Origin of the sequence: Tropicimonas sp. IMCC6043 (genome assembly GCF_004146235.1) — a bacterium.
GTDB lineage: Bacteria > Pseudomonadota > Alphaproteobacteria > Rhodobacterales > Rhodobacteraceae > Tropicimonas.
Genome location: NZ_SELO01000008.1, coordinates 114,009 through 134,664, shown reverse-complemented (window position 1 = coordinate 134,664; position 20,656 = coordinate 114,009). Strand labels below are relative to the sequence as shown.

General features: G+C 62.5%; 20 protein-coding genes and 1 tRNA gene. 8 read left to right on the top strand and 13 right to left on the bottom strand.

Translation table 11 applies throughout. From position 1 onward, the window contains the following. Positions 1–366: 366 nt before the first annotated feature. Complete coding sequence (locus tag EU800_RS10710; protein ID WP_165354627.1) at positions 367–1,386, bottom strand: 2Fe-2S iron-sulfur cluster-binding protein; 1,020 nt, start codon at positions 1,384–1,386, stop codon at positions 367–369. 476 nt (positions 1,387–1,862) lie between these two features. Between EU800_RS10710 and EU800_RS10705 the strand changes: the two genes are divergently transcribed. From EU800_RS10705 to EU800_RS27220, 4 genes are all read left to right on the top strand, one after another. Then, a complete protein-coding gene (locus tag EU800_RS10705) occupies positions 1,863–2,300 on the top strand; it encodes a hypothetical protein (protein ID WP_129631691.1) in 438 nt (145 codons plus the stop codon). Positions 2,301–2,746: 446 nt separating this feature from the next. Next, a complete protein-coding gene (locus EU800_RS10700) occupies positions 2,747–3,544 on the top strand; it encodes a class I SAM-dependent methyltransferase (RefSeq protein WP_129631689.1) in 798 nt (265 codons plus the stop codon). 197 nt (positions 3,545–3,741) lie between these two features. Beyond that, entirely contained in the window at positions 3,742–4,215 is a 474-nt protein-coding gene (locus tag EU800_RS10695) for a hypothetical protein (protein ID WP_129631686.1), read from the top strand. A gap of 342 nt (positions 4,216–4,557) precedes the next feature. After that, the gene (locus tag EU800_RS27220; RefSeq protein WP_207209885.1) at positions 4,558–5,484 is read left to right on the top strand and encodes a phospholipase D family protein; all 927 of its coding nucleotides are present in this window, start codon (positions 4,558–4,560) and stop codon (positions 5,482–5,484) included. A gap of 272 nt (positions 5,485–5,756) precedes the next feature. Here EU800_RS27220 and EU800_RS10685 read toward each other — a convergent pair. The 4 genes from EU800_RS10685 to EU800_RS10670 all read right to left on the bottom strand — a co-directional run bounded on the left by EU800_RS10685 (position 5,757) and on the right by EU800_RS10670 (position 9,976). Further along, a tRNA-Thr gene (locus EU800_RS10685) sits at positions 5,757–5,832 on the bottom strand. A gap of 293 nt (positions 5,833–6,125) precedes the next feature. Next, positions 6,126–7,586, bottom strand: coding sequence for a heme biosynthesis protein HemY (locus tag EU800_RS10680; RefSeq protein ID WP_129631683.1), 1,461 nt, complete (start codon positions 7,584–7,586; stop codon positions 6,126–6,128). A gap of 10 nt (positions 7,587–7,596) precedes the next feature. After that, positions 7,597–9,165 (bottom strand): mitofilin family membrane protein, encoded by a 1,569-nt coding sequence (locus EU800_RS10675; protein WP_129631680.1) that lies wholly within the window; start codon positions 9,163–9,165, stop codon positions 7,597–7,599. Between the two features lie 79 nt (positions 9,166–9,244). After that, on the bottom strand, positions 9,245–9,976 hold the full coding sequence (locus EU800_RS10670; RefSeq protein WP_129631677.1) for a uroporphyrinogen-III synthase: 732 nt from the start codon (positions 9,974–9,976) through the stop codon (positions 9,245–9,247). A 45-nt stretch (positions 9,977–10,021) separates the two neighbouring features. Here EU800_RS10670 and tsaD point away from each other — a divergent pair, with 45 nt between their 5' ends. After that, positions 10,022–11,134, top strand: coding sequence for a tRNA (adenosine(37)-N6)-threonylcarbamoyltransferase complex transferase subunit TsaD (gene tsaD, locus EU800_RS10665; protein WP_242500489.1), 1,113 nt, complete (start codon positions 10,022–10,024; stop codon positions 11,132–11,134). A gap of 26 nt (positions 11,135–11,160) precedes the next feature. Here the strand turns inward: tsaD and EU800_RS10660 are convergent, their stop codons facing one another. The 6 genes from EU800_RS10660 to EU800_RS10635 all read right to left on the bottom strand — a co-directional run bounded on the left by EU800_RS10660 (position 11,161) and on the right by EU800_RS10635 (position 17,026). After that, positions 11,161–12,264, bottom strand: a complete 1,104-nt coding sequence (locus EU800_RS10660; protein ID WP_129631671.1) for a flagellar basal body P-ring protein FlgI — start codon at positions 12,262–12,264, stop codon at positions 11,161–11,163. After that, on the bottom strand, positions 12,264–13,274 hold the full coding sequence (locus EU800_RS10655) for a hypothetical protein (RefSeq protein ID WP_129631668.1): 1,011 nt from the start codon (positions 13,272–13,274) through the stop codon (positions 12,264–12,266). The genes EU800_RS10660 and EU800_RS10655 overlap by 1 nt, the downstream gene beginning before the upstream one ends. Before the next feature lie 2 nt (positions 13,275–13,276). After that, the gene (locus EU800_RS10650) at positions 13,277–13,879 is read right to left on the bottom strand and encodes a flagellar basal body rod C-terminal domain-containing protein (protein WP_165354626.1); all 603 of its coding nucleotides are present in this window, start codon (positions 13,877–13,879) and stop codon (positions 13,277–13,279) included. A gap of 39 nt (positions 13,880–13,918) precedes the next feature. Then, positions 13,919–14,743, bottom strand: a complete 825-nt coding sequence (locus EU800_RS10645) for a flagellar basal body protein (RefSeq protein WP_129631662.1) — start codon at positions 14,741–14,743, stop codon at positions 13,919–13,921. A 35-nt stretch (positions 14,744–14,778) separates the two neighbouring features. Then, positions 14,779–16,107, bottom strand: coding sequence for a flagellar hook protein FlgE (locus EU800_RS10640; RefSeq protein WP_129631659.1), 1,329 nt, complete (start codon positions 16,105–16,107; stop codon positions 14,779–14,781). Between the two features lie 91 nt (positions 16,108–16,198). Then, positions 16,199–17,026, bottom strand: a complete 828-nt coding sequence (locus EU800_RS10635) for a flagellar motor protein MotB (RefSeq protein ID WP_129631657.1) — start codon at positions 17,024–17,026, stop codon at positions 16,199–16,201. A gap of 214 nt (positions 17,027–17,240) precedes the next feature. Between EU800_RS10635 and EU800_RS10630 the strand changes: the two genes are divergently transcribed. The 3 genes from EU800_RS10630 to EU800_RS10620 all read left to right on the top strand — a co-directional run bounded on the left by EU800_RS10630 (position 17,241) and on the right by EU800_RS10620 (position 19,995). Continuing rightward, complete coding sequence (locus EU800_RS10630) at positions 17,241–17,837, top strand: polysaccharide biosynthesis/export family protein (RefSeq protein WP_129631653.1); 597 nt, start codon at positions 17,241–17,243, stop codon at positions 17,835–17,837. Between the two features lie 103 nt (positions 17,838–17,940). Next, on the top strand, positions 17,941–19,269 hold the full coding sequence (locus tag EU800_RS10625; protein WP_129631650.1) for a hypothetical protein: 1,329 nt from the start codon (positions 17,941–17,943) through the stop codon (positions 19,267–19,269). A gap of 87 nt (positions 19,270–19,356) precedes the next feature. Next, a complete protein-coding gene (locus tag EU800_RS10620) occupies positions 19,357–19,995 on the top strand; it encodes a rhomboid family intramembrane serine protease (protein ID WP_129631647.1) in 639 nt (212 codons plus the stop codon). Between the two features lie 77 nt (positions 19,996–20,072). Here EU800_RS10620 and EU800_RS10615 read toward each other — a convergent pair whose 3' ends face one another. Both EU800_RS10615 and EU800_RS26790 read right to left on the bottom strand, forming a co-directional pair. Beyond that, on the bottom strand, positions 20,073–20,498 hold the full coding sequence (locus EU800_RS10615) for a DUF1810 domain-containing protein (protein ID WP_129631644.1): 426 nt from the start codon (positions 20,496–20,498) through the stop codon (positions 20,073–20,075). Positions 20,499–20,508: 10 nt separating this feature from the next. Further along, complete coding sequence (locus EU800_RS26790) at positions 20,509–20,655, bottom strand: hypothetical protein (RefSeq protein ID WP_165354625.1); 147 nt, start codon at positions 20,653–20,655, stop codon at positions 20,509–20,511. Position 20,656 lies beyond the last annotated feature (1 nt).

Genomic DNA, 20,656 nt, shown 5'->3' with positions numbered 1-20,656 from the left:
TCTAACCGACCACACACGCTTCTCAGCGGCGAGGTGAAATTTGTTCTCGGCGCCTCGGGCCACATCGCAGGAGTGATCAATCCGTCCGGCGAACGGCAGAAATACGGCTGCTGGACGCGGGAGGACTATCCCGAGGACCCGCAGGAATGGTTCGCGGGCGCTGAAGAGCACGAAGGGTCCTGGTGCCTGAATGGGCGGCTTGGATGGAGGCGCACGACAAAGGCGAGTGCGTGCCGGCTCGCCGACCAGGGGATGGCAAGCTCAAGCCGATCGAGGATGCACCGGGAAGCTATGTGCTCGCGAAGTGATTGCACCAATTCGCGAGGCGACAACCTTACTGAATAGGTAACTCAATCGGGGCTGCGATTATTCGAGCACCCCAAGCCAATCAACATGCGTCTTGATTTCCTCTGCGGTCAGGCCAAGGCCCGAAAAGACACTCTCGGCAGCTTCAACGAAGTTCGGCGGGCCGGCCACGTAAATGTTGAAGTTCGACAAGTCCGGATATCGGGACGCGACACGTGCCAAGACTTGCGTGCACTCTTCCACGGTAGACAGCAACGTGACGCGGTCGGCCACTAGCTCCGTATGGATGTTTTCATAGGCGTCCGACCATGATCTGCAGAGGTTCGACAGGTATTGCCGGTCCGGCGTCGGCGAAAACCGATGAAGGTAGAGGCCTCTCTCGATGTCGAGCGACATCGCGTGTTCCATCAGGCTGACGATTGGCGCAAATCCGATGTGCCAGCATAAGATAAGGGAGTGCCGCTCGTCCTTGTGGTCCAAGTAGAAGTTTCCGGTCTTCGGCCCGTGCAACTGGACGCGGTCGCGAGGGGCCAGTTGTCCGGAAAACACCTTCTCGGAAAACGCATCGCCTGGAATATCGGGAATATGAAAGTGGAGGTTCCGGTCGTCACAAGGACAGCTCGCTATCGGCATGCTCGTCTGGATGTCATCGCCGATTGTCAGCATCACGGATTGGCCGGAAATGAATCGCAAGCGTCGACTTCGCGGCGTCTGCAGATGTAACTTAACGACCTGCGGGTCCAGGTATTCGACCGATTTCACCTTTGTCTCGATGTCTTGAACCGGGATATCGTCGGGGCTCTGCGTGACATCGGCCTCCACATCGATATCGGTGAGCGCGCGATTCGCGCACATCAAAAAATACCCCTCCATCTTTTCGGGAGAGGTCAGTACAAAATCATGGTGTCGAACTTGGTCGATATCACCTGATGTCAGTCTGGCCTTGCAAGAACCGCAGTTCCCGTTGCTGCAGCCATAGACAGGTGTCAGCCCCGCACGCAGGCAGGCTGCCAATACGGTCTCGTTCGTCTCGATATCGCAGACTCGACCGCTGGGCAAAAAAGTAATCTCTCTGGTCAACGCGCGTTGAACTCCCACCTATCGCCAAGTCAGGCACCCCGATGACGAATAGTGCACCGCGTCAAAGGACACTGGAAGATCCCGCTGCAAGAGATATCAGGCCCACCTCACCAATCGGGAATCGCACGGCCGGGCTTGCCCGTAGCCGGGCATCGCGAGGTCGCGTTGGGTAGTTCGGGTGTGATCTACCCCCGAAAGGGCGGCTACATCCTTTCGCGGGCTTACGACGATCCGAGGGTCCTGGCACAGCAGATCATGCTTCTTCGAAGTCATGTGAGCATACTGTTCTCGCCGACACGCCAGTGCCCCTCGACTCTGCACCCATTGATTTGTTTGCGTTCATTCCGACAGCACCCATTTACAGGCTGTCACGTCGGCAGAATGCTGCACTGCAGCAATTTGGGCTTGATTTTGCTGCGATGCAGCATCATATGGGTTTCATGACAGTCAAGCGAACAGCCCAAGGAAACATCGAAATGACCAACCTGAACGAATTCAACAAAGTCTTCGCCGACCTGCAGACCGCCTTCCCCCTCGACCAGAAGGCGTTCGAGGACGGCGCCAAGGCCGTGGCGAGCTTCGGCGAGCGCTTTGCAGCCGTTGGCTATGAAACCGCGTCAAAGTCGAACGAGATCACTGTCCGCGCCACCCAGGAATCCATCGCCAATCTGCGCGTCGTTTCGGTTGTCCGTGACGAGCCCACGGCCTACGTGACGGCCTTCGCCGATTTCGCCCAGACCCAGATGGAACTCGCCGTCCGCGTCGCCGAACAGCTTGGCGCGGTTGCGCAGCAAGCGCAGACTCGTGCCGTAGAACTGGCTACGGAAGCAGGGGAAGCGGTGAGCCAGAAAGCGGCGGTGAATGTCAACGTTGCCGCCAAACCGGCGAAGGCGGCCAGAAGGAAAGCCGCCTGATCCGCGGCAGGGACATCGCAGGCATACTCGACGGCGGGCCATCTGGCCCGCCGTTATACTGTCTGCGGCCGGTCCAAAGTCGCTCGGGTCACTGATCTTGAACGCCCAGCATAAGGCCCCGATTCGCTCGGGTTCTCGAATTCTGATCGCATTGCTCAGCACGCCGACGCTCGCAATCTTTGCCAAAGGCACTTGCCGACGGGCGCGGCTGGGCACTCCACCCCACCAACGGGGCTGAAGCAGCCTAAGCACCCACGAAGTCCGGTTTCGAGGGAGCTCACGGGGATCGGTCGATTCCTGGCACCTTAATCTGATGAAAAGACCCGGATGTCCGGAACATCCCGGATGAGAGACCCCAACATTCACATCAGTACGTTTCAAGCTTGAAGGGTATCGAGTAGCATTCGCAGTATTCCCTAAAGTCCCGGCTCGCGAAGGAAGCAGATATGCCGCAGCATGAGCCCCCGAAATTCTTTGATGGTGGGGGATATGAGAAAATGATGGGGCGTTGGAGCCAAGCCGCTGGGCAGTTGTTTCTCGACTTCCTTGAGCCACCACGTGGACTGCACTGGTTGGACGTCGGCTGCGGGAACGGGGCGTTCACCGAACTGCTGTTCACTGAGGCTGGCGCCGCCAAGGTCACCGGAGTTGATCCCTCGGACGGGCTACTTGAGACTGCAAAGGTACGACTGCAGGAGCACGACGCCGAACTGATTGTGGGCGATGCGCAAACGTTGCCGTTTGCGGACCAAGAATTCGATGCGGCCGTGATGGCGTTGGTCATCAACTTCCTGCCGGACCCGCCGAAAGCTGTTTCTGAGATGGCGAGAGTCGTCCGGCCCGGCGGCACGTTGTCCAGCTACATCTGGGACATTGACGGCGGCGGCTTCACGATGGAGCCGATCAGGGTCTCGCTGAGTGGACTTGGCATCGAGGCTCCGGTCACCGGACCTGACAAGGCCCGGCTGGACTACATGGAACAGGTATGGCGTAGCCTCGGCCTTGAAGACATATCCTCGACGCGCATGGAAGTGCCGTTGATCTACGAGGACTTCGAAGACTTCTGGAACTCCAGTATCGGCATTCCAAATTCCGTAGCGAATGCGGTCAAATCCTTGTCTGAGAGCGATCAAAGCGTCCTAAAGGAAGGACTGAGGAAAACGATGGCAACTGGATCAGATGGCTCCGTCAGCTACGCCGCCGCAATCAACGCCACGCAGGGCCGCGTACCGCAACGCACTTAACGAACAGGGGGCAGCAGAGTGAAGAAAAGCGGCTTCATATCCGGCTCCGACATGGATGCCGCTGCGATGGCCCGCCACCTGCGCGACAGCCTATCGCCACGCGGCCATGACCTTCAGAGAGGACATTCCGCTAAAATCGACGAGTTGTGCTAAACTCCCTGAACCGGCCGCCGGCCATTTCTGAAAAGGGGGGAGCCATGAAGCCAATTCCAGTATCCGCAATCGTTTTGATGTCCTTGGTCGCACCGGCCATGGCCGAGACGGTCGACGTGTCGGGCACCGGGCACGGCACTGCGACCAACACGCCGATGCCGGTTAACGACGACCTTGTCGTTGTCCACGCCATCACTGAGTACACTGGGTTCGACGGGAAGAACCCCGACAACCCGATGGCCTCTTTCAAGGGGCCTTGCTTCGGGTCGATACTGATCAATTCTGGTGCTGTCTCTGGGGGCGGCAACTGTCATTACACCGACGCCGACGGCGAGATGGCGGTCATTACCTGGACCGCCGACGGCATGAGCGCCGAAGGGAGGACACAGGGCACCTGGGAGATCGTCGGCGGTTCCGGAAAGTGGTCGGACTCCAACGGCGGCGGACGCTTCGACGCGGGTACTGATGACAAAGGGGTCTACACCAACAACGTCACTGGCGAACTCACCATGCCCTAACGGTTGGGTAGCAGGTTAGTACCAATCGCATATGCTATTCCGCTGCGGGGCCGTAAAAACCTGAAAACCCAGCAAACCCTGGTCACCCCACCCCACGCGAGGGCTGTGCTAATGGGAGGCGGTAGTCCGCTCCCGCCCCCCCCCTCTGGCGAGCTAACTCGCGTCTAGGGGAAAGAAATCGCGGCGCTGACGCGAGATAGGACGAAAAACAGCCATTGCTCCAGACTGGAAGCACGCGTCATAATCGAAGGACCTGGCCCTATCTGGTATTAACTGTTGTTTTCTCTCCCGAATTGGCTCCGTTCTAAGCCGCACAACATCGACCAGCCCAAGGCCACTCAATTGGCCGAGACTGACCTTGAGGCTGGGCCGAAGGTCGGGACCAATATCGACCGTCCTGTCATCGACCTCTATCGACCGCACATCACGTCTGACGACTGTCTCATCGTGACCGGCTATCAGGACTTCCTGTCGTCGCTCGCCGTCTTGATGAGAGAGGTCAAGGAGCTCAAAGACCCTGACGCAGACCCTGACATCCGCATTCGGATATCGTTCGGTATCGATACGGCGAACTCTCGAAGGTTGGCAAAGCCGAGGCCAGTGACCGAAGTGATGAAGCTCTATTGGCTGGAGAAGTCCGGCCTACAGGTCGAGGATGACGACGATCTGCTGGCGGTGCTGGCAAAGCGGGCGATCCAAACACGCAAGATAGAGCTTCGTGTGTTTGATCCCGTACTGGCCCAGACCCGCCTGGGGATCAGCGGGGATCGTCGGATGCATTCCAAGATCGTGAGTTCGCGGGTGGGTGCGGTGGCAGGCTCGGCGAACTTTTCGCGTAGTGGCCTCTACAGCAACATTGAGTACGCGGATGGACTCGATACAGGTTCGCACGAGCTGCAGCTTGAGCGCACCCAAGCGGCTGAACAGATTTGGGAGGTTTCGGCCGACCGTTCTCAGATTATCAGATCGGGGAAATCCTCGCACACGCCCCTTTGGGTGAAGATGGATCCTGGCCTTGTGAATCTGTACGGGAGGCCGTCAACGATCTGTATAGCGTCGAGATTGAGCGCGGCATCACAATCGGGCGCTTCAATGCTCGCGGTGCCACTTGGCGGGGTGAAGGCGGAGCGCAAGAGCGAGAGCTGGCGGATCAATACGAGGGCTGGGCTAAAGCTTGCGAGTTCGAGCATCCACGCATGGCGAGAATCCTGCGTGAGATGGTTCGCAAGTATATCGCTGAGGCCGAGTGGCAGGACAATGAGGCAATGATCCGTAGGCGCATGCGATACTAACATCCGAATGGAAGTCTGTTCTCAAGCGCACTTGTCAGGTGAATCGGGATGACGAGCTTGCGATCACCAGTTTTGGATGACTTGGTGGCGGTCAAAGGGCGTCAATCAGCGAACGACTGCTTTTAGGAAGCTGCACTGCAGCGCCGTATACGCAGCCCAAGGTCCCCTGAGGGCCGAAAGTAGCGCGAGCACGCAATACGCGAAGCGGTCTAAAGCAGCCTACAAATTCTTGGTGTTAAGAGAGAAGGATGGTGCCGGTGAAGGGACTCGAACCCCCGACCCCATCATTACGAATGACGTGCTCTACCAGCTGAGCTACACCGGCATCCTTCTCTGTCGCGGCCCTACTATGGCCCTACTAGTTACAGCGCGCCGCGTCTAACCAACTGGTGTCAAACGTAGTTTGCGAGCGGACCCGCTAATTACGAATGACGTGCTCTACCAGCTGAGCTACACCGGCAACCTTCTCCGCCTTCGTTCGGAACGAAGCAGACATCGGAACCTGGTCTGGCCCCGATCCCCGGCGCAATAATCCCCCCGACCGGCGAGGTCAATCGCGGAAATTACCGATCCGTCATCGCGTTCCGCGGAAGGTGTGCCCAGGGCCTGCGTCTGAGATCAGACCTTTTCCGGTGACGGATCGACCGAAACAGCGTCCGACTCCGTGTCGGGGGCCTCCGGCTCGGGGGCTGCCTCGGGCGCATTCCCGACGATCAACGGGAGCATTTCCGTGCCCGTGGGCATCGACAGCTCGGATTTCGCCAGTTCCCGCCAGCTCAGCGTGTCGAATCCGCCGCAATTGGAGCAGACAGGCGTCCATGTCGGTTCCGTGTTGTGGCAATTGTCGCAGACCCATTGCAGGCCGCGCGGCGCCGTCACCGCCTTGGCCAGCCATCCACGTACGACCGCATCGTCCGCGCCTTCGCCGCGCTCAACCGCGGCCATGATGGACAGCGACCGCGCCGTCGGATCGCTGGTCGGCAGGTCGCCGATGGCGCGACGGGCGGCAGGAAAATCCTCGGCGGCAATGTTGAGCTCGGCCAGGAGCATCTTGGTCTCCGGGTGATCCGGCTGGATTTTGGTAAGCTCAACGAAGCGGCGCAGGCGCTGCTTCGGATCCTCGTCCGGCGCTATCTCGGCGAAGGCGACGGCGAGTTCGGGATGTGGCTGTGCTTCCCAGGCCTTCTTCAGCACGCGGGCGGCAAGCCGCGGCTTGCCTTTCTCGATATAGCCACGGGCGGCCATGATCGCCGCCGGGACCAGATCCGGCGACAGCTTGTTGGCCTCGATGGCAGCCTCGCGCGCCTCGATCGACTTGCCCGCGTCCAGCACGTCCTTCGCCTCGGAGAGCGCAAGCACCGCGTCGCGACGGCGATGCACGTCGCGCGGCAGGGTTCCGGTCCTGAGCTTGGTGCCGAGCGTCTTGCGAGCGCCCTTCCAGTCGTGCTTCTCGGCCTGCAGCTTGAGCAGGGTGTCCTGCACCTCGACATGCTTGGGCTTAAGCGCATAGGCCTTCTCGGCCAGCTTCAGCGCCGTTTCGGTGTCGCCCTCCGAGAGCTTCTGTTTGAGGATCCCGCGAATCCCGACGAAGCGGGTCTGGTCGTCCTTCAGGAGCTTCTTGTAGGTCTGTTCGGCCGTCTTCCGGTCGCCGATCATCTCCGCTGCCTGTGCCGTGATCACGTTGGTCACATGCGGCGCGGAGAGCAGTTTCTCGGCCTTGGCGGCCTTGTTCATCGCCTCGCGGCCCTCGCCGGCGGCAAGCGCAAGCAGCGCCTCGTTCATCACCCGATATCCGCGGCGTTCGCGATTGCGATCGAAATAGCGCGAGAGCGCAGTCTCGTCGCCGAGCAGGAACTTCAGGAAGGCGTAGAGCAGGCTCACGAGCTTGAAGGCAACGTAGAGCAGCGCGATGAAGGCCAGCCCCAACAGCACCGCCTCGAGTGGTTCGAGTTCGACTTCCTTGAAGCCTGAGATCGAGACGATCACCGAAGGACCGTTTTCCATCACGTAGATGGAACCAACGGCGAGGGCCGCGACGACGGCGACAAAGAAAAGGATCTTCAATAGAGACCAAAGCATCGGGGCGTCCTCAATTCTTGGCCAGGCTGGCGGCGAGTTCATCTGCGGCGGCGAGCGCCTCGGCCCGGGTCTTCGCTTTCGCGATCCAGTCGGCCATGATCTGCCGCCCGCCGTCTGGCAGGCCGGACAATTCGTTTACGGCGTCGGTGAGTCGGGCCTCGCCGAGCGCGGCTTCGGCGCGACTGAGCACCGCGTCCGGGTCGTCCCCTTCCGAAGGCGCCAGCGATCTCACACCGAGTTGGTTCTGGATCCATGTCGCGGCGCGATCTGCGGCCGACCCGCCGGTCATCTCGCTTCGCGATGCGGTCAGAGCCTCGCGCGCGGCCAGCGTGAACGTGTCCTGCAACTCTAACCATGTTGCGACGCCATCCGCCGCGGCGGCGCTCAGCGGTGCCGGAATCTCGACGCCGTCGAGCTTCGCCAGGGCGTCGGAGAACGGGCTGCCGTCTGCCAAAGCGGTCTGGATGTCGGCCAGCGCGAGTTCACGCTCTGCCCGGAGAGCCTTTTCCGCCGCCGCGGCTGCATCGGCCGCGGCCTTCTCCTCGGCATCCTTCGTCGCATCGAGCGCCTGGGAAACGGCCTTGTCGGCGGAGGCGGTCGCCTCCTGTACCAGCGTCTCGGCCTGCGCCATCTGTGCTTCCACCGCCTTGCGCAAGTCCGCGACCTCGCGGCCATAGGCCTCGACGGCCGCCGCCGAGGCCGGATCGGTCGCCTCGGCGATCGGTCGCTTCTCGAGCTCGTCCACGCGCGCGGCCATCGCCCGCAATTGCTCCGTGACGCCTGCGAAAGCCCTTCCGCTCGAAAGGTCACTGCTTAGCTGGTCGAGTGCGCTCCGGATCTGCGTCGTCGTCGCCGAAAGATCCGACAGCGATGCGTCCGAAGCAGTCTTCAACTCAGCCAGCGCGCTGGCCGTGGCTGCTTCGGAGAGCTTGCCTTCGAGCGTCCCGATCTGTTCGCGGAGCGCGGCGATGGTCCCCGCCTGGTCATTGAGCGCCTGCTCGAGGGCCGGGTTGGCGGGCAAGAATTTCGGCGGGACGACATAGGGAAGCGCAAAGATCAGGCCGGCGGCAGCGATCGCGCCGCCGAAGAACCCTGGAAACACCGAACTCTTGCTTTCGACGACAACGGTCTCCGGCTCGGGCCTCCGTTCGGCCTCGTGTTCGGTCGAGGGCAGTGCCTCGTCGGGCGATTCAGCCAGGACAGGCTGTTCCGCCTCGGATTCTTCCGGCGCTTCCGGCGCTTCGGCTCGATCTTCCGCCTCGGCAACTGTCTCGGCTTCGTCTCCTGGCTCTGGCGCGTCTTCCGTATCGTCAACGGATTCGTCTGAAATCGCGTCAAATTCGTCGTCTGCGGCGGTGTTGGCGGTTTCCGCCGCATCCTCTTGCGTCGCGTCCTCCTCGGCCGGGATTTCTGCGATCACCTCAGCATCGACGATCCTGTCCGGCACGTCGCCGGTCTCCGCGAGCCGTTCGGCATCGGCGTCCACCCGGGTCTCGGAGTCCTTCGCCGCTGCCGTTGTCTCGTCTTCGGACCGTCCGATGTCTTCGGACGACGAATCGGACTTCTTCTTATCGGTCACTGAAATCTTCCCCCCGAATCTGGGCTAGGCTCGCCTGACGGATGCCGCGCGAGGAGCTTAGCTTGGCGGGGGGGCCGCCTCAAGCAGGCCGGTCTGCGTCAAACAGACTGCCCATCGCGGACAAAACGCCCGCCGCGTCCGCCGTCGGTGCGATCAGAAAGCGTTCGCCCGGGCGACCTTGCCAGCGGTCGGCCGCGGCCTCGCTGATGGCAATTGCGTGCAGACGCGCCACCCGATCCCCGGCCGCTTCGGCCAGCAGCCGCGCCGATCGTGGCGAGAAAAGCGGCGCAACGACGTCGCCTGGGTTTTGCAGCAGGTCCGCGGCTTCCTCGCGGAGCGGTTCGGCCACCTGATCATAGGCCTCGATCACCCGGGCTCGCTTTCCCGCAGCCCGCAGCCTGCCGACAATGTCCCCGCGCCGGTGGCGCCCCGCGACATGAACGAAGTCCTTGCCGGTCGACAGTTCGACGATCATCTCCGCGAGTTCGGCGCCATCGCGCGCGACCGCGTTGACGACGGCTCCTTCGGACCGGGCGCGTTCCGCGGTTCGCGTGCCGACACACCAGGTCCGTGCCCCGAGCAGATCGCGTTTCTCCAAGGCGGAAACGCCGTTTTCAGACGTCAAGACAATGTCTTCGCCGGATTTTGGCGTTTCGTCGATCTGGAGCGGAACGATCCGGAGGAGCGGCGAGATCACAACCCGCGCGAAGCGCCCAATCTCCGCCTCGGCCTGCGCATGGAAGCGTTCCGAAGCGGCGCTCGGCCGGGTCAGAAGAAGGGATGTCTCGCCGAGGTTCACATTTGCCGCCATCGGAAATATCTAGGCGCGACAGTCCTAACCGCCGGACGCTGCATCGTGCAACATCCTCCGCAAGTACAGACCCTCACGGTTCTCGGCGTCGAGAGCAGCTGCGACGACACCTCCGCCGCGGTCGTTCGTTGGTCGGAGGGTCGGCCGGCAGAAGTGATGTCGAACGTCGTCGCAGATCAGGCCGAACTGCATGCCCGGTTCGGCGGCGTCGTTCCGGAGATCGCCGCGCGTGCACATACCGAGAAGCTCGATCTGTCCGTCGAGGCGGCGCTCACCGAAGCGTCCGTGTCGCTCTCGGAACTCGACGCGATCGCCGTTACTGCCGGGCCAGGCCTCATCGGCGGTGTGATGGCGGGCGTCATGTTCGCCAAGGGCCTCGCCGCCGGGACCGGCCTTCCGCTGATCGGCGTAAACCACCTTGCCGGACATGCCCTGACACCGCGCCTGACCGACGGCTTGCCTTTCCCCTATCTCGTGCTTCTCGCGTCAGGGGGGCATTGCCAGTTCCTCGTCGTTGCGGCCCCGGATCGATTCCACCGCCTTGGCGGAACGATCGACGATGCGCCGGGGGAGGCTTTTGACAAGACCGCGCGTCTTCTAGCCCTTCCGCAACCTGGCGGTCCGAGCGTCGAGGCCACGGCACGCGATGGAGATCCCCGCCGCTTTGCTTTCCCGCGTCCGTTGCTGGACCGGCCGGGCTGCGATCTGTCCTTCTCGGGCCTCAAGACAGCGCTTCTGCGCGCGCGCGACGACTGCATCCGGCAGCATGGCGGCCTCCGCGCGCGTGATCGCGCCGACCTCTGCGCGAGCTTCCAGGCGGCGGTGGCGGAGGTTCTGTCCGAAAAGGCGCGCCGCGCAATCCTGCAGTACATTCAGTCGGCGCCCGTGTCCCCTGCCATGGCTGTGGCGGGCGGCGTTGCGGCGAATGCCGAGATCCGCGGGCGACTCGAGGCGATCTGCAATGAACTCGGGGTCCGCTTCCTGGCGCCGCCGATCCGCCTCTGCACGGACAATGCGGCGATGATTGCCTGGGCCGGGATCGAGCGGATGCGAATCGGTAGGATCGACGAGTCGGCGCTTTCGGCCCGTCCGAGATGGCCCCTCGATTCGAGCCAGGCGGCGATGCTCGGGTCCGGAAAGAAGGGCGCCAAGGCCTGATCGGGATCACTGACCCGGATAGAATTTCATTGAACGACGAATTCTGCATGCAGGGCTCCGGCCGCCTTTATGCTTTTCAGGATATCGATCAGATCCCGAGGAGCCACGCCAAGCGCGTTGAGGCCGGCGACGACCTCGGCGAGCGAGGTTCCGCCGTCGACTTCCGCCAGACCGATCCCGGGATCCTCGTCGATCGCTGCGGCAGACCGCGGCAGCACGACGGTTTGCCCGGGCGCGAAGGGATTAGGCTGCACGGCGACCGGTGCGTCCTCGATCCGGAGTGTCAGATTTCCCTGTGATACCGCCACGCGAGAGATACGCACATCCGCGCCCATGACGATCGTGCCCGAACGCTGGTCAACGACCACCCGCGCCTTCATTTCCGGTTCGACCATCAGGTTCTCGATCCGGCTGATCGCGCGCGCCGGAGAGCCGGACCGGGTCGCGGATACGTCGAGTTCGACCGTTCCCGAATCGAGCATCAGCGCGACTTGTCGCCCGAAGGTGCGGTTGATCGCCATCTCGATCCGTCCGGCGGTGGTGAAGTCGGGCACCCGGAGGGCGAGACGCAGAGTCCGAAGCGCTCCGAAATCGAAATCGATCTCGCGCTCGACGCGCGCACCAGCGGGAATGCCGCCCGATGTCGGGACACCGGTGACGACTGACGCGGCTTCCGTCTCGGCCGCCACGCCACCTGAGATGACTGCGCCCTGGGCCACCGCATAGATCTGCCCGTCTGCGGCGGTCAGCGGCGTCATCACGAGCGTCCCCCCCATAAGGCTCTTGGCGTCTCCGATTGCCGAGACTGTGACGTCGATGCGGCTTCCCGAGCGAGCGAAAGGCGGAAGCGTCGCGGTCACCAGAACGGCCGCGACGTTCTTCGGCCGGAACTGCTCGCCGGTCACGTTAACACCGAGCCGTTCGAGCAGATTCGACATGATTTCTTCGGTGAACGGCGCGTTCCGGATGCCGTCTCCCGATCCGTTGAGCCCCACGACGAGCCCATACCCGACCAGATCGTTGCCGCGCACGCCGTCGAACTCCACGAGGTCCTTGATCCGGACCGGGCCGGCGTCGCCGAGGCAGGATGAGGCAATCAGGACGGCAAAGGCGAGCAGGACGTTTTTCATCACAGGTAGTTGCTCAGCCTCAGGTTGGACGTGCGGACGGTGATTGCGTAGAGCAACTCGATCTGGGACTCGACCTGCTCGAGCTGGGTCGCCCGTTCATAGGTCTCGATCTTCAGGAGATCCGCCATTGCAAGGTCCAATGCAGTTCGTTCGGATTGCGACGCCGTCTGGGCTTCCTCGATCGTCTCCTGACCGGCGCCAACCTCTGCCCGCAAGCGCAACTGGTCCTGATTGGCGTTGAGAAGCCGGTCCCCCGCGATCCTTGCCAAGGCGATCTGCTCGTCCGGAGCAGAGTTTATGGCAGCGCTCTCCATAAGCGCCGCCATGGCAGTTCCGGCGAGCGTGTCGCGGACTTCCTGATTCTGCGCCGTCAGATCGAAGGCAACCGTTTGACCCTGCCCAACCGACAGGGGTGCGAGGCGCGCGGCGGAACCAAGATATCCGATGCTGTCGTAGCCGCCGCCCGGGGCAAACCAGGTCTCGATCACGGTCGCGACATCAGTCGCAGTGGTCGCTCCGCTGGCGGCAATTTCGGCCTCGAGCGCATCGAGAATCGTCGCGGCATCCGCCACCGGCGCCGAATCGGTCGCATGGCCACCGAAAACCGACCGTCCAGCATAGTCGATATTGAGCCGCGCAATGACTGATTCGAAATCCTGTCTCGCGCCGCTGGCCAACGCGTGCAGATGGGCCGGCGTTCCGGAGGCCTCTGCCGCCAAGAGATCAACGGAGAGCTCTTCGCTGGTCTCCTGGATTGCGCCAAGCGCCGATTGCGCGACGTCCATGAAGCCTTCTGCTTCGGTAGCGGCGAGGTCGTAGGCGTCGAGCCGGGTCAGGCTCCGCTCGAGCCCTGAGACGGCGCGAAAGCTGCCGCCAAGCGCCGTGTCGCGAACGGAGACCTGATTCCTCGCCAGATCCTGGATCAGCGTCTCCATTTCGGACCGAAGGCGGGCATGCTGTCCCCGGAAAAAGGTGCTAGTCGCAAGATCTCCCAGCGAAGACACGGTCATTTTCAGAGCTCCAGAAGGTTTTGAATGAGTTGATCCACGGTCTGGATGACCTTCGCGTTCGCAGCATACGCCTGCTCGATCAGAAGTAGCGTCTGCAACTCGTCATCTGTGTCCACACCATCGGTGGCGATCTGGTGGGCGAGGGCGCCGGCCCTCGAGGAGTGGAACGCCTGCGCGTCCTCTAAGTGTCGGTAACTCCTGTCGATCGATGAGAGCAGGTCGGAGGCGAGGCCCGACAGCGATCTTGCCAGGCCTGCGGACGGACCGCTGGCAACCACGAGTGGGGCAGCGATCCGGTCGGCCAACGCCGTCAGGAGGTTGGAGTTCCCGACCTCTCCGGCTGTTGCCGCGCCGACCCCGTCGCGGATCCGCCAGATCGCGCCACCCCTGGATGGGTCAATGTTCGCGTTGACCGAAATCCGGTCCGCCAGTCCGATTTCGTTCGCAGGGTTTGTGAGGTCCAGTACCGACCCTCCGTCGGTGAAAAGCCCTGGAGCACCGGGAAGAATGGTGGGGTCGAGCGCGGACTCCTCGAACCGCTCGATCAGGTTTCGCGCCAGGGCATCCAGGCCGCTCTGGGCCTCGGTCGCGATTCTGTCGCGCACTGCGAACGCCGCCGACAGTCGGCCGCCATCGACGGAGCCTTAGGTCGAGTTGAGGGACAGCGGCTCGCCGTTGAGTTCCAGTCCGGACGGGACGCCGTTCTCGACCAGCATGTCGGCGGTAATCGTCGGTGTCGGAGAGAAGCTCAACTCGGATGCCGGACCATCGATCAGTGTCGCCCCGCCGGGTGTGAACAGGGCGATCTGGCCACCGGTTCGTTCCACCTGCCGGACGGGGATGATCTCCGACAGGGCGCCAACGATTCGTTGGCGTTCGTCCATGAGCGCGGCGACATCCTGATCGCCGTTTTTCATGCGGAAAATCTGCAAGTTGAGCGACTCGACCTGTTCGAGTTGCGTGTTCACCTGCCCGACCATCGCTGCAATATCGGCATCGGCATCCATGCGGATCTGCCCGATCTCGTCGGAAACCGCTTTGATGGCGTCGGCGACTGACACGGCCGCGGTGACGGCATCCTGCAGGCGCACGGTTTCTTCGGGGCGGCTTGCCGCAGCGACAAGTGTCGCCTCGAAGCGGTCGATGCGATCGGCGAGCGACCCGTCTTCGGTCGGGTACCCAATGGCAGCCTCGATCGCCAGCCAGGCATCGGCCTGCGCCGCCGCGTTCGACAAGTTGGCATTTGCCTCTCGATGGTCCGCGAGCGCGCGCTCATTGACGACACGGCTCATACCGACGACCGTCACCCCAGCGCCGTCGCCGCCAACCGTGTTCGAGGCGAGGTGGATCTCCCGCCTCGCGTAGCCCTCGGTCATGGCATTCGCCACGTTTGCCGAGACAATGTCGATCGAACGGGAGGCCGCAGTGAGACCGGATATGGCGCTGGAAAGGGCACTGGTTAGCGACATGGATTACGGCCTCCCTTGGACCGCCAGAGCAGACCCTAGCGTTTGATGTTGGTGGTCTCCTGGAGCATCTCGTCCACTGTCTGGATCACCTTGGCATTGGAGGAACAGGCTCGCTGGGTCTGGATCAGGTCCGTCAGTTCACCGGCGACGTCGGTGGCGGATTCCTCCAGCGCGTAACTGACGATGTCTCCCGTCGGACCGTCGCCGGCGTTCCAGAGAAAGAAGGATCCGCTCTGCTCGGAGGTCGCGTAGGTCTGGTTGTCCAGCGCGTCGAGGCCGTTGGCGTTCGGCAGGTCGACCAGCGGGATCTGATAGACGACCCGGGTAATGCCGATGTCGAAATTCGCCAACACGTAGCCATTGGCGTCGATCTCGACCGAGGTCATGTTCCCCACAGGCGAGCCGTCCTTGAAAATGGCGGTTGGCGCGAAGCTGTCGGAAAGCTGGGTCATGCCGGTCGCATCGCCATAGGCGCCGATGTCGATCTCGATCGGCCCCCCAGCGACGTGAACGGTCAGGATTCCGGTGGTGCTGTCGAAGGTCGGCGCGGTGGCGGTCGTCGCCCCGCCGTTGTCGGCAACGTTGAACAGGGTCCCGCCGGCGGTTCTGCTGTCCGCAAAGGTCAGGTCGAAGTCGGCCAAGACCTCGCCGGTGGAGGCGGAGTCCGTCATCTGCATCGTCCAGGTGTTCGTCGCCGGATCGCCCGCCGCGGCCGGAAGGGTCGGCGAGAACGTCACCGTCAGGGTCTGCGAACGTCCGAGGTTGTCGAAATACTCGATCGGAAGGGTGAGTGTCTCCCCGGTGCCGTCGAACTCGGTTTCCGTGGCGGGGAGATTCACACCAAGCGAGATATTCTCCGTGGGCTCGCCGGCAAACTGGTTCATATTGATCTGCACGGGTTCGAGGCCGTCGGATGAGTCGCGCGGATAATCGGGAATCGTGCCATCGGCGGAGGCCGGCCAACCCAGCAGCACGAGGCCGCTTTCCGTCCTCAGGATGCCGTCCTCGTCGGTCCGGAAGGAACCGGTTGTCGCCAGCAGCATCTTCTCGTCGCCATTCTCTGTCCGGACATCCGATTCGGTTGTCACTGGCAGAAAGCCACGGCCGCGGACCGCGAGGTCCGTCGAACTGGACGTCGAGAGAAGCGCTCCGGGCTCGTCGATGAGCCGGTTCGTCGTGACGCGGACACCGCCGGCCGAATAGGTGCCGTTATTGGAGTCGATCACCATGGAATGGAAATCGGCCACCACGCGCTTGTAGCCATAGGTCGAGGAGTTCGCGATATTGTCCGAGATGGTCGCCAACGCGCTCGCATTGGCCGCCAGTCCAGAAACACCGGCGTTCAAGGACGAGGAAATGGTCATGAAAGGCGCCTTTCTGCTGCTCAGACCGGTAATCCCGACGACTATTGGCGGCAGGCCATTAATTGCGGGCTAACAACTAAACTTTTAGCCGTTATTCGTCGGGCAGATCGGTCCGCAGCAGCACGATCTCCAGCCTGTCATTGCGCATCGACATCGGGTTCGCCACCGCCGGGTGTCGGTCCGCAAAGCCGGCGACACGTTCGATCCGGCCCGGGTCGATCGTCGCGCCGAGCATCCGGCGCGCCCTTTCGGCCCGCGACATCGAATGATCCCAGGCCGGGTTCTCCGCCAGCACGATGGCGTGCGACCGGCTGAAGCCCTTGATCGCCACATCGTTGGTTGCGAGGGAAAAAACCCGACCGACCATGTCGAGCAGCATCTCCAGGAGAGGGGTCGGGTCGGCCCCTCCGGCATCGAAGAGCGGCACGCCCTCGAGCGCAAAGAGTTCCACGATAAGGCCTTCGTCGGTCAGTCGCGTGACCACGTGGCGCATCGCGTTCTGCATCGCCATGCTCTCGCCGCCCGATCCCAGCAGCATCTCCTCGATGCCGAGCAGCTCGGTCTGCTCCCGCGCCGCGACGGCGCCGATCGAGCCGGCCTGCTTCTGTGCCAGATAGCGGCTTGAGGCGCCGATTCCGTTCTGTGCCAGCGTGTCCTCGGTGAAGACGGAGTCACCCCCGAGACTGCCGTCCCCGCCGCCCGAGACCCGGTTGAGCGGGATCGTCGGACTGAAATAGTCCGCGATTCCCTTGCGCTGTTTCTCCGTCGTCGCGTTCAGCAGCCACATCAGCATGAAAAAGGCCATCATTGCCGTAACGAAATCCGCATATGCGACCTTCCACGCTCCGCCATGGTGCGCATCGCCGGAGATGACCTTTTTTCGCTTGATGATGACTGGCGCGTTGGACCCAACGCTCATACCACCACCTCGTCTCTGACCCGTCCCGAGACGTAGCATCGGCGCGTGAACGAAGCGTTTACGCGTGCCGAAGAGCTTCCGGAATGCAACACCCGCGGCCGATCCGGCAGAAAAACGTCGTATATGGTTCCGCAGCGAGGTGGTTTTCCTGTAGCACACTGAAAAAAGGAGCGCTTGGGCAGGCGCATTGGCCGAGTCACATCGGGAGCAACAGATGTTAATCAGGGTCCTTGTCGCGATCTTCGCGATGGTCATCGCCGCCGGAACCGCCGGCGCGCAGGGAAATTACCTCATCAAGCCAGGCGACAGGCTTGCCGTGGAAGTCCTCGAGGATACCTCGCTGAACAGGCAGGTGCTGGTGCTTCCGGACGGAAACATCAGCTTCCCGATGGCCGGGGCGATCCAGGCCGGCGGGCGCACAACCGGGCAGATCGAACGGGCCATCGCCAGCAAGATTGCCAGCAATTTCTCGGTGGCGCCGACGATCTACGTTTCCGTTGCCGGCCTCTCGCCCGAAGACCAGGCGACCGAGGATACGTTCATCGTCTATCTTGTCGGCGAGGTGAACGAGCCCGGACCGAAGGAGGTCTTCTACGGCACGACCTTCCTGCAGGTGCTCGCCCAAAGCGGCGGTTTCACCAAGTTCGCCGCGACCAAGCGCCTGCAGCTGCGCCGCAACAACCCGGATGGCAGCCAGCGCCTGTTCAAGGTGAACTACAGGGCCATCTCTCAGGGCGCGCAGATGTCCGGTGACCTGCGCCTCCGGAAAGGCGATGTGATTCTGGTTCCCGAGCGCCGCCTGTTCGAGTGAAACCTTTGTCCCGGATCGGGTTCGAGTTGTGAAAGTTGACGGGAAAACACCCCTGCTTCGTCAAGCAAGCCTCACGGCGGCCGTCTCGATAGCGGCCGTCGCCGTGTCGGCGCAGACGCTCGCGCCGCAGGAGACAGGCCACGACCTCGTGCTCGATGTCTCCACGGGCTTCTACGGCTACGACAACTACGAGTACATTGCGGATCCGCTGGGAACGACGAGCCTGTGGGGAACGGACTTCGTCCTCTCCTACAGCACCGAGACACGCACCGAAACTTTTGCCTTCGACGCCGGAATCCGCTTCGAATATGGCGATTACGCCGAGCAGCCCGACCTCACCAGCCAGTGGATCAACCCGTTCGCGATTGTCGACTATACGCGGGAAGGCACGAATTCCTTGTTCCACGTCAATCTGAGCTATCGAGAGCGTGAGAACGGCATAGAACTCGTGAACGACTTTCTCACGAGCAACGACCTGATCGTCGACCAGGGCACCCGGAGCAACGCGCGCATCGATGTTGACCTGGCGCTCGGGCGGGACACCCCGACCTTCTTCGAGGCAGGGCTCTACTACGATCAGCAACGCTATTTCGACACGACCAATCCCAACCTCTCCGACGAGGACACGTTTGGGGTAGAGGCCGAGCTCGGGCTTGCAATTGCGCGTAACGCCTCGCTGATCGGCACTGCGTCCTATTATGTCCGGGATGACCTCGAAGACATCAACGACGATGAGGAGCATTCCTCCGTCGGCGTTGGCGTGCAGGGCGATCTCGCGCCGGACCTGCTGTTCCGCGGCGTTCTGAACTACAACTGGGACGTAAGGACCTATACGGACGGTGACGACCGCGTCGAAAAGCTCACGCAGGGCCCGACGCTGGACCTCCTCTTCGTCAAGGATCGCCCGAACGGCGCCGTGAGCCTCGCGCTCTACGGTGAGCTTGACAGCAATGGCACCCGCACGACGATGACCCTCGGACGCGACTTCGAACTTCCGCGGGGCCAGCTTGACTTCACCGCAGGCGCGACGCTTCTGTCGGACGGGAGCATCTCGCCGGTCGGTACGGTCCATTGGGAGCGTGACTACCGCACCCGTGCGCTGGTGCTCGACTACTCGTCCTCGGTCGAGACGGATTACGACGGGGCCGATTTTCTTCGGAACAGCCTATCGTTTTCCTTCCAGCAGGAGCTGACCTCGCTGGACGGGTTGCTGCTCGACATGAGCATCTATTCGGCGGACGACGTCGAGGGCGGAGACAGCCAGGAACGACAGGCTTCCGTCAATGTCAGCTACTATCGCGACATCAATCGCGATCTCAGTCTGGTGATGGGATACCGGTATTCCTACTATGACGACGCCGATCCAAACGACACGGTCAACGCAAACGAGATCTTCGCGCGGATCGACAAGAGTTTCTCGCTGCGGCCGTAGGTCGGACCGCCCCGGCCGCCCGGAGAACGGTGCGGGATTCGCCCACAGGCTCTTGCCCCCGGTTTCTCCAGCGCGCATGTCTGGGCGATGATTCAACGCCGCCGTTCCTCGTACAGCTTCGGAGAGACCCTGCTCTGGGGGATCGTCCTGCTTTGCGTGGCGATCGAGCTTCCGCTCCAGCTTTCCGACCACGGTCTCCTTTTCGGACCCGGCCTGCGCGGCCGGATCTACGATTCCGGCGCCTTCTGGCCCGGGCTTCTGGGGGACTGGCAGCCGAATTACCCGCTCCAGCCGGAGCTGATGTTCATCACCTACGGCTTTCTGCACGGCGGACTTGCCCATCTCGCCTTCAACATGGTGACCCTCCTGTCGCTGGGGCGGATCGTTCTCCGGCGTGCCGGAACCTCGGGTTTCACAGTGATCTATTTCGCCTCGATGATCTTCGGCGCGGCGCTTTACGCCGTCCTGTCAGAGGGGAGCCAGGCAATGGTCGGCGCGTCGGGCGCGCTCTTCGGCCTCGCCGGAGCGATTCTGCTTTGGCTCTGGCGGGCTCAACCGACGCTTGCTGCGTCGTTGCGTGCAACCTGGAGGATCTACGCATTCCTGATCCTCTACAATGTCGTGATGTACTACGCATTGGCCGGGGGGCTTGCCTGGCAAACCCACCTTGGAGGTTTTCTGGCCGGTTGGGTCGTGGCGTGGATGTTCGAGACGAGACGCAGGTGAGAGGGATCCGGCGGGCCTGACCGTCGTTCCGGCGGCACCGGTCCCGCGAGCGGAAATGCCGCCTGGACCCAAAGAGGTCAGCCGGCCAGCATTCGCTGCGTCGTCGTGCAGCGCGTGCCATCGAAGAACGCATCGAGCACACGCTCGAATGGTCGTGGGTCGCCGGCCGCCGCGGCAAAGAGCGTCGCACAGGAGCGCAGCTTGCAGGCATCAACGTCGCCGAGGATGTGTGCCGCCTGCCGGCCTTCATGCTGCATAAGCCGCTCGAAGCTCTCCACGAGCCGCGGTCCGAGTTGCGGGTGGTCCAGATAGCGCCGCGCCTCGCCGATGCCGGAGATCCCGAAATACTGCGCGCGGTGGCTGTGCCCCAACCCGCGCATCTGGGGATAGATGAACCACATCCAATGGCCTTGTTTCAGCCCCGCATCGATCTCGCTCATCGCCTCGGCCCAGACGCCGCGCTGCGCCTCCACGAACCGTTCCAGGCTGGTTTCGTCTTGCATCGCTCTCACCTCACCGCATCCAGAGTCTCGCCGCCTTTATCCGGTTGCGCAGAGTCTGTTCGGGACAAAGCTGGTTCTCCCGGTCGAATTTCGCCCGCATCTTACTGCTGCGCCCCTCGACGATCATCGGCCTGAAGAGCGCGTGCTCCTTCAGCACT